The following is a 16,686-nucleotide window of genomic DNA, read 5'->3' as shown; positions in this document are numbered from 1 at the left end:
CTGTGGGCCTGGATCACCACCGCCACCCGGCCCGGTGAGCACCGCTGGCTACTCATCCGCCGCAACCGCACCACCGGTGAGCTGGTTTTCTACCTGTGCTGGTCACCCCGACCGGTGCCACTGCACACCCTCGTGACCGTGGCCGGCTCCCGCTGGAGCATCGAAGAACTGTTCCAAACCGGCAAAGGCCAGGTCGGCCTGGACCACTACCAGGTCCGCGGCTGGACCGGCTGGCACCGGTCCATCACCCTGGCCATGCTCGCCCTGGCCGTCCTGACCATCCTCACCGCTCAACAGCCCGACGCCGACCCGGAGATCATCGCGTTGACCGTCGCCGAGATCCGCCGGCTCCTGAACGCCCTCGTCCTCACCCGGCCGCTTCCACCAGAACACACCCTGCACTGGTCGATATGGCGACGAACATCCCAAGCCCGAGCCCGACGATCCCACTACCAGCGCAGACTCAGTCACCAAGCCAGCCGAAGGATCAAGTGACGTTGGAGTACTAACGAACCCCCAAGCCCACATCGGACATAGCCTCCCGAACCACCCCCTGAAACCCCAAAACACGCGAAATACGTGAATCAGACGTCCTCTAATGCAGAAGGTGTAAATTAAACGGCAACTCAGGATCTTGACCCGTTCCGGGTGGCGGTGGAGGGAGCGACGGTGCCGCCTCCCGCCAGTATCTCCCGACCGTGCTCTGGTTGGTCAGGTTGCCGGACAGTGTGGCTACCGCGTCCTGGGTGTAGGGGTGGCCGTCGGGGGTGGTCTTACCCTGCAGTCCCTGTGCCCAGGCTTTCACCCAAGCGGCCATCCCCGGCCACAGCCTCCCCTGTTTGTCGGGGTCCAGGGACACCCCGTCGGGGAGTTCCACCGTCTCCAGGTATGCGCGGAGGGTCGCGGGCCCATCCTCACCGGGCCGCCAACGAACCACGTGATCCGGCGGTGGGGGCAGCGGCGGCGCCGCCTCCCGCCAGTATTTCCCGACCGTTCGCTGGGCGATCAGGTCGCCGGACAGTGCGGCTACCGCGCCCTGGGTGTAGGGGTGGCCGTCGGGGGTGGTCTTACCCCGCAGTCCCTGTGCCCAGGCTTTCACCCAAGCGGCCATCCCCGGCCCCAGCTTCCCCTTTTTGTCGGGGTCCAGGGACACCCCGTCGGGGAGTTCCAGCGTCTCCAGATATGCGCGGAGGGTCGCGGGCCCATCCTCACCGGGCCGCCAACGAACCACGTGATCCGGCGGTGGGGGCAGCGGCGGCGCCGCCTCCCGCCAATATGTCCCGACCGATTGCTGGGTGATCAGGTCGCCGGACAGTGCGGCTACCGCGTCCTGGGTGTAGGGGTGGCCGTCGGGGGTGGTCTTACCCTGCAGTCCCTGTGCCCAGGCTTTCACCCAAGCGGCCATCCCCGGCCCCAGCCTCCCCTGTTTGTCGGGGTCCAGGGACACCCGGTCGGGGAGTTCCACCGTCTCCAGGTATGCGCGGAGGGTCGCGGGCCCATCCTCACCGGGCCGCCAAGTGGCCACGTGATCCGGCGGTGGGGGCAGCGGCGGCGCCGCCTCCCGCCAGTATCTCCCGACCGTGCTCTGGTTGGTCAGGTTGCCGGACAGTGCGGCTACCGCAGCCAGGGTGTAGGGGCGGCCGTCGGGGGTGGTCTCATCCCGCAGTCCCTGTACCCAGGCTTTCACCCAAGCGGCCATCCCCGGGCCCAACCTCCCCTTTTTGTCGGGGTCCAGGGACACCCCGTCGGGGAGTTCCACCGTCTCCAGATATGCGCGGAGGGTCGCGGGTCCATCCTCACCGGGCCGCCAATGAACCACGTGATCCGGCGGTGGGGGCAGCGGCGGCGCCGCCTCCCGCCAATATGTCCCGACCGTTCGCTGGGCGATCAGGTCGCCGGACAGTGCGGCTACCGCGCCCTGGGTGTAGGGGTGGCCGTCGGGGGCGGTCTCATCCCGCAGTCCCTGTACCCAGGCTTTCACCCAAGCGGCCATCCCCGACCCCAACCTCCCCTTTTTGTCGGGGTCCAGGGACACCCCGTCGGGGAGTTCCACCGTCTCCAGATATGCGCGGAGGGTCGCGGGTCCATCCTCACCGGGCCGCCAATGAACCACGTGATCCGGCGGTGGGGGCAGCGGCGGCGCCGCCTCCCGCCAATAATTCCCGACCGTGCTCTGGTTGGTCAGGTTGCCGGACAGTGTGACTACCGCGTCCTGGGTGTAGGGGTGGCCGTCGGGGGTGGTCTTACCCTGTAGTCCCTGTGCCCAGGCTTTCACCCAAGCGGCCATCCCCGGCCCCAACCTCCCCTGTTTGCCGGTGTCCAGGGACACCCCGTCGGGGAGTTCCACCGTCTCCAGGTATGCGCGGAGGGTGGCGGGCCCATCCTCACCGGGCCGCCAATGAACCACATGATCCGGCGGCTCCGGTAGCGGTACCGCGGTTGTGGATGTGGGTGGGGGTGGGGGTGGTGAGGACTGCGGGGTCACCGGTCGGGCCGCAGGGGCCGGCATGGACGCCGCCGGCGTCTGCAGAGCTGCCGGGCCGGGGGGCATGACCTGAGTGTCGGAGAGGTCCAGGGCAACCGTCCTGAAATACCCGGATCCGACAACATGGTCACCGTGGAATCCCGACCCGGCAGAGGTCACCGCGATGGTCACTTCATACACCTGCGACATCAGACGTAGCAGCGCCCCCTCAAGGTGAGGAACGGACGTCCCACGCGTGTCCAGGGCCTGCCGCAGCATCGCCACATCCGCCGTGGACAGACCATTCTCCTCCACGAAGCCGGTTCTGCCCACGACGTGGTCGAACTCCACCTGCAGACGATGACGCACATCCTCAGCTCCCGGCGCCAATGTCCGCTCACCCGCCGCCGACCCAAACCCCAGCACACCGGCGAACCGCGTGAACAACCGGTCCCACTCGTCCGACCACGACAACCCGGCCGGCCCGGACGGCAACAGGACAGCAGCGGAAACAGCGGCGTTGTAATGGTTGTAGAGGGCGGGATTCGCCGGGTCGCCAGCGACGTAATACAAGCTGACCCCCCGGCCGTCCAACGGCCCGAACACCGCCACCGGGCTCACCCCCCACCCGGTGCGCTGCAACACCGTGATCCGACTACCCGTGGCATGAGCCAACAACGGCAGCAGGAACTCCCCACCCGGCCCACCCCACCGACGACCCCAATCAGCCACCGTCTCCACGACCTCGGCGAACTCGTCCGCCTCCAACGGCCCATCAGACGTAAGCAACACATGCACCAGATAGTCACGCGCCCGCTCCGGCGCCAACAACGCCACCTGAAAACCCCGACCACGCTCATTGACAAAATCCAACTGCTCCTGCGGCACCTCCGTCACCGGACCCGGATCCCACCCCAACCCGACCAACTCCGCACGCGCCTCCTCATACCGCTGCCCGACCCGCCCCACATCCAGAAACCCAGCCTCAGTCACCACACCACCCGCAAACACCCCCTGACCACCCAGACGTTCCACCAACCGCGCCACCACCTGCCCATCACTGAGCCCCCGCACCTGCCGCCACGGCTCCCCCTGCGGCAGAAACGCCCGCCGCATCACCACATCCGCCGGCAACCCCCCGACCCGAGCACCCAGATACGACAGGACAAGCCCCTGCAACAACCCATCCACCCGGCCCAACTCAGACCCGACCGGCACCACACCACCCAACCGCCCCACACCGACACGCACCCCACCAGGATCAGACAGCCACGCATACAGATCCGCCGGCAACACCCCCGCCCCCGCCAACACGTCCCGCACCCACACCGGATCAGCCACCACCAACGCCGACAACACACAAAACCCATCAGCCGGCACCGGAAACTCCCACCCGGCCTGGGCAACCCCACCCACACCGGCCAGAACCCCCTCCTGCGCAACCCCCACCGGCGCCGGGTCCCCCACCACCGACGCCACCCACGCACCATCCTCATCAAGCGTCAGCACACCCAATCGACCCAGATCCAGATCCAGATCCAGATCCAGATCCAGATCCAGATCCAGATCCAGATCCAGATCCAGATCCAGATCCAGATCCGGGTCCGGGTCCTGGTCCTGGTCCAGGTCCAGGTCCAGATCCGGGCCCAGATCCGGGCCCAGGTCCGGCATCCCCGGATCCTCCACGACCGCCGGGTCAAGAAGCGCCGGGTCAGAGAGTTCCGGGTCGAGCAGTGCCGGGTCGAGGAGTTCCGGGTCGCGTTGAGACGGGTCGTGGTCCCCCGCGTCCCGCTGGTGCGGGACCGCCACGGTCGCGGTGTCCTCCACTGCTGAGGGCGCCCACGGACCATCCAGCCCGGGTACTCCCGTCAGCGGGGACTCGGCCTGTCCGGTGTCCCGCGGCGGCTCCCACTCGTCGTCGAGCTGTGGTGTGCCCAGATCCATCCCCTCCAGATCCGAGGGGACGACATCCGGGAACGCCTGGACACCAAACGCCAGACCAGGACCAGACGAGCCGTCCTCGCCCACCGGACCGGACCTCGGGGAGTCGACCGGGTCAAGAAGCGCCGGGTCAAGGAGTTCCGGGTCGCGTTGAGACGGGTCATGCCCATCCTCGCCGGGCCGCCAAGTGGCCACGTGATCCGGCGGTGGGGGCAGCGGCGGCGCCGCCTCCCGCCAATATCTCGAGACCGTGCTCTGGTTGGTCAGGTTGCCGGACAGTGTGGCTACCGCGTCCTGGGTGTAGGGGTGGCCGTCGGGGGTGGTCTTACCCTGTAGTCCCTGTGCCCAGGCTTTCACCCAAGCGGCCATCCCCGACCCCAGCTTCCCCTGTTTGTCGGGGTTTAGGGACACCCCGTCGGGGAGTTCCACCGTCTCCAGGTATGCGCGGAGGGTCGCGGGCCCATCCTCACCGGGCCGCCAATGAACCACGTGATCCGGCGGTGGGGGCAGCGGCGCCGCCTCCCGCCAGTATGTCCCGACCGATTGTTGGGCGATCAGGTTGCCGGACAGTGTGACTACCGCGTCCTGGGTGTAGGGGTGGCCGTCGGGGGTGGTCTTACCCTGCAGTCCCTGTGCCCAGGCTTTCACCCAAGCGGCCATCCCCGGGCCCAGCTTCCCCTTTTTGTCGGGGTGCAGGGACACCCCGTCGGGGAGTTCCACCGTCTCCAGGTATGCGCGGAGGGTCACGGGCCCATCCTCACCGGGCCGCCAATGAACCACGTGATCCGGCGGTGGGGGCAGCGGCCGCGCCACCTCCCGCCAATATGTCCCGACCGTTCGCTGGGCGATCAGGTCGCCGGACAGTGTGACTACCGCGCCCTGGGTGTAGGGGTGGCCGTCGGGGGCGGTCTTACCCCGCAGTCCCTGTACCCAGGCTTTCACCCAAGCGGCCATCCCCGACCCCAGCCTCCCCTGTTTGTCGGGGTCCAGGGACACCCCGTCGGGGAGTTCCACCGTCTCCAGGTATGCGCGGAGGGTCACGGGCCCATCCTCACCCGGCCGCCAAATGGCCACGTGATCCGGCGGCGGGGGCAGCGGCGCCGCCTCCCGCCAGTATGTCCCGACCGATTGCTGGGCGATCAGGTTGCCGGACAGTGTGACTACCGCGTCCTGGGTGTAGGGGTGGCCGTCGGGGGTGGTCTTACCCTGCAGTCCCTGTGCCCAGGCTTTCACCCAAGCGGCCATCCCCGGCCCCAGCTTCCCCTGTTTGCCGGTGTTCAGGGACACCCCGTCGGGGAGTTCCACCGTCTCCAGGTATGCGTGGAGGGTCGCGGGTCCATCCTGACCGGGCCGCCAATGAACCACGTGATCCGGCGGTGGGGGCAGCGGCGGCGCCGCCTCCCGCCAGTATCTCCCGACCGTTCGCTGGGCGATCAGGTCGCCGGACAGTGCGGCTACCGCGTCCAGGGTGTAGGGGTGGCCGTCGGGGGTGGTCTCATCCTGCAGTCCCTGTGCCCAGGCTTTCACCCAAGCGGCCATCCCCGACCCCAACCTCCCCTGTTTGTCGGGGTCCAGGGACACCCCCTCGGGGAGTTCCACCGTCTCCAGGTATGCGCGGAGGGTCCCGGGCCCATCCTCACCGGGCCGCCAACGAACCACGTGATCCGGCGGTAGGGGCAGCGGCGGCGCCACCTCCCGCCAATAATTCCCGACCGTTCGCTGGGCGATCAGGTCGCCGGACAGTGCGGCTACCGCGTCCAGGGTGTAGGGGTGGCCGTCGGGGGCGGTCTTACCCCGCAGTCCCTGTGCCCAGGCTTTCACCCAAGCGGCCATCCCCGACCCCAACCTCCCCTTTTTGTCGGGGTCCAGGGACACCCCCTCGGGGAGTTCCACCGTCTCCAGGTATGCGCGGAGGGTCGCGGGCCCATCCTGACCGGGCCGCCAACGAACCACGTGATCCGGCGGCGGGGGCAGCGGCGGCGCCACCTCCCGCCAATATGTCCCGACCGATACCTGGGTGATCAGGTTGCCGGACAGTGTGGCTACCGCGTCCTGGGTGTAGGGGTGGCCGTCGGGGGTGGTCTTACCCTGTAGTCCCTGTGCCCAGGCTTTCACCCAAGCGGCCACCCCCGGCCCCAACCTCCCCTTTTTGCCGGGGTCCAGGGACACCCCGTCGGGGAGTTCCACCGCCTCCAGGTATGCGCGGAGGGTAGCGGGCCCATCCTCACCGGGCCGCCAATGAACCACATGATCCGGCGGCTCCGGTAGCGGTACCGCGGTTGTGGATGTGGATGTGGGTGGGGGTGGGGGTGGTGAGGACTGCGGGGTCACCGGTCGGGCCGCAGGGGCCGGCATGGACGCCGTCGGCGTCTGCAGAGCTGCCGGGCCGGGCATGACCTGAGTGTCGGAGAGGTCCAGTGCGACCGTCCTGGGATACCCGGATCCGACAACATGGTCACCGTGGAATCCCGCAAGAAGCGCCGGGTCAAAGAGTTCCGGGTCGAGCAGTGCCGGGTCGAGGAGTTCCGGGTCGCGTTGAGACGGGTCGTGGTCTCCCGCGTCCCGCTGGTGCGGGACCGCCACGGTCGCGGTGTCCTCCACTGCTGAGGGCGCCCACGGACCATCCAGCCCGGGTACTCCCGTCAGCGGGGACTCGGCCTGTCCGGTGTCCCGCGGCGGCTCCCACTCGGCGTCGAGCTGTGGTGTGCCCAGATCCATCCCCTCCAGATCCGAGGGGACGACATCCGGGAAAGCCTGGACACCAAACGCCAGACCAGGACCAGACGAGCCGTCCTCGCCCACCGGACCGGACCTCGGGGAGTCGACCGGGTCGGCAACGGTGGTGTCAGCCCGCATCGCGTGCGACGGGCCGCGTGGCGTGCTGGTCGAGGCGAGCAGGAACCCACCGACATCGGTACCGGCCGCGGTGACCGGCCGCCGGTGCCCGCCGGTCCGGCCGAGGAGACCGCTGATCGTGGTGGGCCGCCCGTCCCCATCGAACACCGCCACCCGGGTACCGGATACGAACAGATGCCGCAGCCACGGATCACGTACCGGATCGTCCGGCTCGGGCCGGTCCACCGCCCCGGGCACCAGAGGATCCCGCACCCGGATCCTCGCCGGCCCGGAACCCCGCGGCTGGCTGGAAAGAGCGAACACATGCTGCGGTTCGTTCGGTGGCGCGACCCTGACCACGACCATCGACCCCGGCACCGCCCGCAACCCCGCCAGCACATCCTCTCCCGCAACCCCGCCCGGCTGAGCGACACGCTCCGGTACCGCATCGAGGATCTCCATCAGCTGCGACCAACCCATAGTCGGCGCGAGCCGCCCATCCGCTCCCATGACCCGGTCGTCGAACACCACCCGGTTACCCAGCCGCCCGTACTCGGCCCGGAACACATCGAACGTCGCCGCCACACACCACCACCCGTCACCGCCGCCGGGACGCACCTGCTCCGCGATAGCCCAGTCACCGCCCCGCCGCCCGGACTCGACCATCCCCACGGCCAGCCCAGTCGCCGTTACGGCCGGCCCAGTCGCCGTTACAGCCGGCTCACCGCGTCCGCCAGGCTCACCACCGATCGGGTCGTCCCACAAGGACACGCCACTGAACGAATCCGTGTCACTGACTTCGCCCTTGACGGGGTCACGGCTGATCGGCTCGTCCCGCGAGGAGAGGTCACTGACCGTCATGGTGTCGTTGAAGCTGCTGTCGCGGCTGAACATGTCGTCACTGGAGACGGACATGTCACTGACTGACATCCGGTCGCTGACGTTGTCGTGGATCGGCGTGCCGTCGGTGCGGGGGGCCGCGCCGACCGGCACCGTACTGCGGCCCCCGGCCGCATCCGGCGTGCCCGGGGTTCCCGGCGCATCCGGCGTGCTGGGGGTGCCCGGCGCACCCGGCATGCTGGGCGTGGCCGGCACGCTGGGCGTGGCCGGCACTCCGGACGTGCCTGCCGCGCCGGGGGTGGCGGTGGCCTGGGCGAGTACCTGGTGGTATCCGTCGACCCAGTCCTGTCGGAAGGACCCGGCGAGGACGTCGTGGTTGGCCGGCTCGACGCCGTACTGGTTGGCCAGGGCGGTGAACTGTTTTTCCGCCAGGCTGGTCGCTGCTGTGGTGTGCTGCTCCGGGGTCACCGGCACCGTCGGCACATCGGGGCGCCGGTTTGCCGGGGTGTCCGTGCTGGCTGGGGTGGCCTCCGGTCCGGTGGTGTCCGGTCCGGTGGTGTCGGGGACGGTCGCGGCCGTGAAGCGGGCGGGTAGGTCGGTGACCACCTGGCGGACCACGTCCGCCACGGCGTTGACCTGCGCGGCGCCCGGACCGGCCACCGCAGCCGACGGCACGGCGGGCGGCACGGTGAGTGGTGCGGTGAGTGGTGCGGTGAGTGGTGCGGTGAGTGGTGCGGTGAGTGGTGCGGTGAGTGGTGGGGTGGTGCCGAGGATCGCGTCGAGGCTCCGGTCCACGTGGGCCCGCACGTCACGCGCGACCGCGGCGCGCACGGCGTCCGACGGCACCGCCGCCGCCCCGGCGGCCCCCGGCACCGCCGCCGCCCCGGCGGCCCCCGGTACCCCAGCACCGCCGGGCACCCCACGGGCCCCCGGCACGCCAGCACCGCCCGGCACGCCAGCCCCTCCCGGCGGGTGAGCGGCCTCTGGCGGGACCACTGCGCCGGGCAGGGTGGCGGGCGTCGGTGTGCCGGTGGTGAGGTACTGGTCGATGTGGTGCTGGGCGGCCAGATGCACAGCCGCGCGCAACGCCTGCCGGTCGAACTCCACCGGCAGCGCGGCGACGACCAGCTCCGGCCGCACCCCCGCCGGGATCTGCCCGCCGGTGGTGACCGCCCCCGCGAGAGTCTCGGTGACACGGGCGACGGCCTGGTCCCGGACCCCGAACAGGTACCGCTCGGTGAGCGCGGTGGCCGGTAGGCCGATCCGGAACAGGAAAGCGGGAACGGCCGGGTCGTTCTGCCGAGCGTCGGCCCACTCGGTGAAGACCTGCTCGACCGGCACGGGAAGCGCGGCCAGGAACTGCCGCGCCTGCCCCGTCCCGGCAAGCAACCCACCGTAACGGTCCACCAGTTCCCGCTGGAACCGCTGCCACTGCTCCACCACCGGCGCGCCGGCGACCGCGACCCACTCCGGCACGGGCACCGGCGGCACCGTCGGCACCGAGAAGTTCGGCACGGACCACGACGGCACCGGCAGGTCCGGCGTCGACCACGACGGCACGGACAAGGTCGGTGCCGACCACGCCGGTACCGGCGGCAACAGCGCCGGTGCCGGCGGCACCGGTTCAGGCGCCCCCGACGCCGGTGCTGACAGCGCCGGTGCCGGCACCGGCGGGACAGGCACCGGGGCCTGCCCCCCGGAGCCCGCACCCGCCGGATCACCGACCTCCGACTGGTACAGGGACGGGTCCGCAGTGACCGGCGGGGGCGGCGGCACCGGCGCGACCGGCCTACCGTCCGCGGTGAAGCCGGTGCCAGCCGGCATCCGCCACCGGGGCCGGGTCGGGCTGAACCCCAGACCCACCGCGCCACGACGCGCACCCATCCCGGCCCCGGTCGCGCCCAGCTCACCCGACCCCGACAACGCCCCGGAAATCGCGGCCATACCGAGACCACTGGGGTCGTAGGTCCCGTCGACGATGTAGCTGGCGGCGATGTCGCCGACCACCTCCATGCCGACTTCCGACACCGGCACCATCGACAGGCTGGTCAACAGGTCACGCGTGGAACCCGACACCCCGAGGTGCGACAGACCACCACCGACGGCACCGGCGAACCGGGCCAACGCCGGCCCGGCCGCCGTGGTGACACCCGCCACCGCCAACCCGTACAACGCCTGCTTACCGACCTGCGCCCAGTCGACCCCCGGCATCAGACCATCAGCCAGCATGCTGATCTGCGCCAACAACGACGACCCCGGCATGAACAACATCTGGATCGCCGTGCTGCTCGCCGCCGCCCGCACCATCGACGACCGCAGGATCGTCTGGATGATCGTCCGAACCTTCACGATGTGCGCCGCCGCCTCCACCGGCAGGAAGAACGCCATCGCGAACGCGACCGCCAACTCCGTCATCATGAAGATGAACATGACCAGCGCCTGACGATCCGTCAGCTCCATCTGGTTCAGGAAGCCCCGCATCGCCTGAGCCACGCCGACCTTCACGTCGGCGACCCCGTCCAACAACTCCACGAACGGAGCCGTCTGCGCCACGAACCGGTCGAAGACCTCACCCTCCCCCGCCGCCCCAACCACCTTGATCGCCTGGGCCAGCTCCGGAACCAACACGGTCCGCACCCGATCCGCCAACACCTCCAACGCGTTCAGGTCATACGCCAACCGCAGCAGATTCGACCGGTGCAACCGCATCCCGGTGAACGCCTCCAACGCCCGCTTCGACGACTCACTGAGCCCAACGGAAGGAACCGCAGCCTCAGCCACCGCCAACGCCCCCTCCCCACCCCCACCAGGGGCACTCAATGCGAATCACCCAGCGGCGCAGACCACCGCCCCAGCCCTCGGCCATCTCGCCTCCGCGGATCAACCCCGCGTGCCACCACTCATGTCCGCAACCAGCTCGGCACCGGTGGCCTCGGCGTTCACCCCGACACAGCGAACCGGGTCCGCCTCCTCGCCCTGAAATCCACAGCCGCACGCATCTCCACCAACAGCTCCTCGTCGCTCAACGCAATCATCCCGTCACCCCCCTCTGTTGCCTCACGACTAAAGCGCGGCAGTGGGTTCACCACCCCGACCGCACGTTCCGAACAACAATGAATATCAGACCGCGCGGGCTCCGGCCTGCTCAGCCTCGGCGCGAGCCTCCCTGCGCGTCCAGCACGGCGGCCCAGCAGGTGCTGGGTGCCTTCACCTCGCTCAGGGCGGCTTCGCACAGGTTGTGCCACAGGTGCCATCTGTCCGCGACCTGCACCGCGTCCGGCAGGGCGCGGCGGATGGCCTCGGCATAGGTGGCGGAGCCGTCACGGCACACGACCTGCACGCCCGGATGCTCGCGTAGCCACGCTTCGAGGGTGTCGGCGGTGCGGTCGGGCAGCACCTCGATCCGTTCATGGGTCTCGGCGTCGATCAGCACAGTGGCGTAGCGGTGCCGCCGGCGCAGAGCGAAATCGTCCACGCTGATCACGCGGGGCATCCGCCCGGTGGGCAACGGGATGCGTAGCAGGGCGCGCAGGGCCGTGTGACGGGACAGACCCATGGCGAGTACCGCCAGCAGACGCGCTCCTGCCCGGCCCGCCAACTCCTTGACCACGGCCTTGACGTGCCGGGACAGGCGGGCCGTGCGTCGCTGGTATCGCTCCAGCACCCCGGGAACCTGTTCGCGGAAGGTGTGGCGGCAGCCGCGCGTGGGACACACCAGACGCCGCACCCGCACACGGACCACCACCCGACGCCCGTCGACCGGAACGTCGGCCACCGTCCGCCAGTGATAGCCGTGGACCCGTCCCGACGAGGCCCCGCACATCGGGCAGACCGCGGTGTCCTGCGGCGTCCGGGCCCGCACCACGATCCGCTCGCCCTCGTCGGCCACACCCTCTACGACCAGCGGAAGAAGACCCGAAAACACCGTCCGCGCAAGCTCATCGACATCCTTCACGCCAGTGTCGACGACCCCCACGACTCCCCGTCACCACCGAATGTGAGACAGGGCCGTTATTTGTACAGTCCCCCGGCGGGTCCTCACGTTCCCCACCCCGACCTGGTCAGCCTTCATCCGCGCAGTTCGCTGACACCTGATCACACGGCTTCGGCAGGTCGTTCGGGACCGATGCGCTACCGGGTACCCGCGTCCCCGTTCCTGTTCGGGCGGTCGTCCGCCGAGGCCGCCTCGGCGCGACCGAGGACGCACCGGCCCTTGACACGCTCAGGTCAGGACGTAGACGGCCAGCAGACCGAGCGACAGCACCGTCCCGACGAGCCCGAGGAGCACCGCCGCCAGGCCGACCCCGTGACTGCCGCTGTTCCTGAGCGACAGAGCACCCAGGACGACACCGGGGACGGCGAGAAGGCCACCCACGCCAGCGCAGAACGCCAGCGGAACGGACACCACGCTCAGTGCGAGCGCCACGGCCGCCATCGTGCCGCCGTGGGGGCGCGGCGGCGATGCGACGACCGGCGGCGTCGGCTGCCACCGGAACTGGTGGGGCAGGTCCCCCACCTGGGCGAAGAGGTGACCCACCGTCACCGCCCGGTGGGTGGCGGCCGTCCGTCGGTCGAACTCCGCGAAGTCGAGATAGCCCTCCGCCAGCGCGCTGGCCAGCAGCTCGGCGACAGCGGTGCGCTGGTGGGTGCCCACCCGCTCACGGAGGTTCATCGACGTGCCGCCGTGCCTGGCCATCGGCCAGTGCGGGGGACGCGGCGGAGCGGTCGGCCGCTGGTACCGCAGGCCGCCATCTCGGGGGGAGGCGGGAAAACGGGGTTCGACGTCCGGCATGTGGACCATGATGGTGCACCCGGTCCACCCCCTGGCCAGCTTCGACGCCCAGGTCAGGGCCAGTCGATCCGCAGCGGCTGCCCGACGAAGTGCCCGTACGGCCCGAACGCCTCCTCGACGCGGGCCCGCTCCGCCGGATCCAGGTCGACCAACGGCGCCACCCGCACCACCGTCTGCTTCCGCCCGACGGTGCGTTTCCAGGTGGCCACCACCCGTCCGGAGCGGACCACCGTCGACTGGAACACCCCGTTGCCGCCGGGGACGATCGCCGACAGGTGCTCCCGGTCGACCATCAGCGACCGGTCCTTGAAACCCAGCAGGTACTCGTCGAAGCCGGGCAGGGTCCACAGGTCGTCGGCCGGAGGTGGAGGGCCGGCGTCGCGCAGCTCGGGGGTCATCACCATCTCGACACCCTCGACGCGGACGGTGGTCAGGGCGTCGCCGGCCGCCGCGATCCCCCGTCGGGCGTCGGCGGCGGTCAGCCCCGTCCAGCCGGCGAAGTCCTGCCGGGTGGTGGGGCCGTGGCTGCGGAAGTAGCGCAGCGCGATGGTGGCCAGCGCCTCGTCCCGCTCCGGCCGGTGCGGGTCGGGCACCCACTCGTCGAGCAGCACGAACGTCTGCTCGGTGCCGACGTGCGGGGCGATGCAGAGCACGCCGCGCTGGCTGGCGTACCAGAGCAGGTGGTAGAGGAGCTGCCCGGCGCAGTCGACGCCGGCCTCGGCGAGCGCCTGGCGGCACTCGTCCCGGGTGAACCGGCCGCCACCGGCCAGCGCCGCGCCGAGCACCTCCACGGCCCGGTCGGCGGTCTGCTCGCTCAGCCCGAGGACCTCCCGGCGTCGCGCCGCGCCGGCCAGCGCCCGCTCCCCCAGCACCGCCAGCATCCAGTGCGCGTCCCGGGACGGCACCAGGTGCACCGTCCCGCGCATCGGCCAGGTGCGCAACGCCTCCCGCCGTTCCAGCGCCGCCTGCACGTCGCCGACGGTGGAGCCAGGCAGACGTACGCCGAGCGACCAGAGGCCGCTGGCGACGTCCTGGGCCTGCATCGCGCCGAACCACTCGACCACCCCGGCGACGTCGGCCGGCGGGCTCAGGTGTCCGGGTCGCAGCAGCAGGCTGGCCATCCGCCAGGCGAGCGTGTCCCGCGTGCTGAACTCCACCGTCGTGTCTCCCCACCGTTTCCGGACCCGTCTCCCCATGTGTAACGCACGGGTCCGACACTGATCGCGGCTACGGCCGGTGACCGTCGCGTCCTCGGCCACCCGGAACACGCGGGCCACGCGTCGGGGCGGCGCCTACCGGCCGGGGGTGGACAGGCCGGGACGCCCGACGGCCGCCGACGTGGACCGGGTCACCTTCGTGCAGGGCGGCCAGCGGCTCGGGGTGCCCCGGACCGACGGCTCGCTCTCCACCGGCCCGCTCACCGCCGCCGACTACACGGCCATGGTCTCCCCACGCTGACCGGGGGCGGGGTGGGTGGCCACCCACCCCGCCCGTACGGTCGCTACAGCGTCCGGGCGAGCCGGTCGGCGAGGATGCGGGTGAACCGGGACGGGTCGGCGAGTTCGCCGCCCTCGGCCAGCAGCGCCATGCCGTGCAGCAGTTCGGCCGTCTCGGTCAGTATCTCCTTGTCGCCGTCCTGCTCGTGCGCCTTGCGCAGCCCGGTGACGAGCGGGTGGGTCGGGTTCAGCTCCAGGATCCGCTTGACCGGCGGGACGTCCTGCCCCATCGCCCGGTACATCTTCTCCAGCGTCGGGGTCATGTCGTACGCGTCGCCGACGATGCAGGCCGGGGAGGTGGTCAGGCGGGACGAGAGACGGACCTCCCGCACCTGGTCGGCGAGCTGCTCGCCCAGCCAGGCCAACAGCGCCTCGAAGTCCTTGCGCTGCTGCTCCCGCTCCGGTTCGGCGTTCTTCTTCTCCTCCTCGGTGTCCAGGTCGACCTGCCCCTTGGCGATCGAGCGCAACGGGCGGCCGTCGAACTCGCCGACCCGCTCGACCCACACCTCGTCCACCGGGTCGGTGAGGACGAGCACCTCGTAGCCCTTGGCGCGGAACGCCTCCATGTGCGGCGAGTTCTCGATCATCGCCCGGGACTCGCCGGTCATGTAGTAGATGTCGCTCTGGCCGTCCTTCATCCGCTCGACGTACTCCGCGAGGGTGGTCAGCTCGGTCTCGTCCCGGGTCGAGGCGAGCGAGGTGATCTCCAGCAGGGTGTCCCGGTTCTCGGTGTCGTCGATCAGCCCCTCCTTGACCGCGCGACCGAACTCGGTCCAGAAGGTGCGGTACCGGTCGGGGTGCTCGGTCATCATGCTGCGGACCGTGGTGAGCACCTTCTTGACCAGACGGCGGCGGACCGCCCGGATCTGCCGGTCCTGCTGGAGGATCTCCCGGGAGATGTTCAGCGACAGGTCGTGGGCGTCCACCACACCCTTGACGAAGCGCAGGTAGTCCGGCATCAGCGCCTCGCAGTCGTCCATGATGAAGACGCGCTTGACGTAGAGCTGGACGCCGCGCCGCCCCTCCCGGGCGAACAGGTCGAACGGCGCGTGGGACGGCAGGAACAGCAGCGCCTCGTACTCGAAGGTGCCCTCGCCCCGCATGTGGATGGTCTCCAGCGGGTCGACCCAGTCGTGGCTGAGGTGCTTGTAGAACTCCTTGTACTCGGCCTCGTCGACCTCGCTGCGGGGCCGGGCCCAGAGCGCCTTCATCGAGTTGAGGGTCGCCACGTCGGTGGTCGTCGTTCCCTCGGCGTCGGTGCGCTCCACCGTCATCCGGATCGGCCAGGCGATGAAGTCGGAGTACCGCTTGACGATCTCCCGGATCTTCCAGTCGGCGGTGTAGTCGAAGAGGTTGTCCTCGCTGTCCTCCGGCTTGAGGTGCACGGTGACCGAGGTGCCCTGCGGGGCGTCGTCGACCTCCTCGATGGTGTAGGTGCCCTCGCCGGTGGACTCCCACCGGGTACCGCCGGCCTGCCCGGCCCGGCGGGTGACCAGCTCCACCCGGTCGGCGACCATGAACGTGGCGTAGAAGCCCACCCCGAACTGGCCGATGAGGTCCTGCGACGCGGAGGCGTCCTTCGACTCCCTCAGCTTGCGCAGCAACTCCGCCGTACCGGACTTGGCGATCGTGCCGATCAGCGTGACCACGTCGTCGCGGGACATGCCGATGCCGTTGTCCCGGACGGTCAACGTCCGCTTCTCCCGGTCGACCTCGATGGCGATGTGCAGGTCGGAGGTGTCGGCGTCGAGCTCCTTGTCGACCATCGACTCCAACCGCAGTTTGTCCAGCGCGTCGGACGCGTTCGAGACGAGCTCCCGCAGGAAGACGTCCTTGTTCGAGTAGATTGAGTGGACCATCAGCTGAAGCAGCTGACGCGCCTCGGCCTGGAACTCGCGCGTCTCGACCCCGTTGCTCACGGGCGACTCCTTTCCGTGACAGGTGGTGTCGCCGGACAGGATACGAGCCGGCGCGCCGGTGCCCCGGCCGGGGCACCCGCTGACGGGTGGCACAGCAGGTGGGGACGGCGAGCCGAGCCGGACGGGCTGTCGGCGGCGACTGTTACGGTGCCGTCGCCGTGGAGCTGCGAGCCGGAGGTTGGCGTGACCATCAGTACCCATGTGACGGCGTTCGACGGTCTGCCGATCGTCCGGTTCGACCGGGAGGCGGAGCTGCCGGCCGACCCCTCGGCGGTGGCGTGGCGGGTGGAGGCTCCCGACTACGACTCCGCGCCGGAGGACCTGGCCGCCGAGCTGGACGCGCTGCTGTCGCGGGTGCCGGCCGACGCGGACCGCTACACCGCCGTCGGGGAGTAGCAC

General features: G+C 70.2%; 6 protein-coding genes and 2 pseudogenes. 3 read left to right on the top strand and 5 right to left on the bottom strand.

Going from position 1 to position 16,686, the window contains the following annotated elements; all coding sequences use genetic code 11:
• Positions 1 to 495 (top strand): annotated as a pseudogene (locus GA0074694_RS33120) (IS701 family transposase); the annotation flags it as partial.
• 100 nt (positions 496 to 595) lie between these two features.
• On the opposite strand, the gene GA0074694_RS21590 reads toward GA0074694_RS33120, so the two are convergent.
• From GA0074694_RS21590 to GA0074694_RS21575, 4 genes and pseudogenes are all read right to left on the bottom strand, one after another.
• Entirely contained in the window at positions 596 to 10,861 is a 10,266-nt protein-coding gene (locus GA0074694_RS21590) for a hypothetical protein (RefSeq protein WP_091461234.1), read from the bottom strand.
• A 388-nt stretch (positions 10,862 to 11,249) separates the two neighbouring features.
• A pseudogene (locus GA0074694_RS21585) lies at positions 11,250 to 12,035 on the bottom strand (ISL3 family transposase); the annotation flags it as partial.
• Between the two features lie 267 nt (positions 12,036 to 12,302).
• Positions 12,303 to 12,872 carry a DUF1707 SHOCT-like domain-containing protein gene (locus GA0074694_RS21580; RefSeq protein WP_176738058.1) on the bottom strand — a complete coding sequence of 190 codons (570 nt, stop codon included), beginning with the start codon at positions 12,870 to 12,872 and terminating at the stop codon, positions 12,303 to 12,305.
• 53 nt (positions 12,873 to 12,925) lie between these two features.
• The gene (locus GA0074694_RS21575) at positions 12,926 to 14,068 is read right to left on the bottom strand and encodes a winged helix DNA-binding domain-containing protein (RefSeq protein WP_425413629.1); all 1,143 of its coding nucleotides are present in this window, start codon (positions 14,066 to 14,068) and stop codon (positions 12,926 to 12,928) included.
• Between the two features lie 40 nt (positions 14,069 to 14,108).
• Between GA0074694_RS21575 and GA0074694_RS21570 the strand changes: the two genes are divergently transcribed.
• Positions 14,109 to 14,330: a hypothetical protein gene (locus tag GA0074694_RS21570; protein ID WP_091461229.1), complete on the top strand. Its 222-nt coding sequence runs from the start codon at positions 14,109 to 14,111 to the stop codon at positions 14,328 to 14,330.
• Between the two features lie 43 nt (positions 14,331 to 14,373).
• On the opposite strand, the gene htpG is transcribed toward GA0074694_RS21570, so the two are convergent.
• Positions 14,374 to 16,287, bottom strand: coding sequence for a molecular chaperone HtpG (gene htpG, locus GA0074694_RS21565; RefSeq protein ID WP_091461227.1), 1,914 nt, complete (start codon positions 16,285 to 16,287; stop codon positions 14,374 to 14,376).
• Between the two features lie 183 nt (positions 16,288 to 16,470).
• Here htpG and GA0074694_RS21560 point away from each other — a divergent pair, with 183 nt between their 5' ends.
• Positions 16,471 to 16,683, top strand: a complete 213-nt coding sequence (locus GA0074694_RS21560) for a hypothetical protein (RefSeq protein WP_091461225.1) — start codon at positions 16,471 to 16,473, stop codon at positions 16,681 to 16,683.
• Positions 16,684 to 16,686: the final 3 nt, after the last annotated feature.

The sequence above is a fragment of the Micromonospora inyonensis genome (assembly GCF_900091415.1).
GTDB classification, from domain to species: domain Bacteria; phylum Actinomycetota; class Actinomycetes; order Mycobacteriales; family Micromonosporaceae; genus Micromonospora; species Micromonospora inyonensis.
This window is presented reverse-complemented; position numbering and strand designations above follow the sequence as displayed.

What these genes read in the sequence shown, in the direction of transcription:
- GA0074694_RS21575 (WP_425413629.1), bottom strand. Translation starts at nt 14,068, where the DNA reads ATGGGGAGACGGGTCCGGAAACGGTGGGGAGACACGACGGTGGAGTTC.
- GA0074694_RS21580 (WP_176738058.1), bottom strand. Translation starts at nt 12,872, where the DNA reads ATGCCGGACGTCGAACCCCGTTTTCCCGCCTCCCCCCGAGATGGCGGC.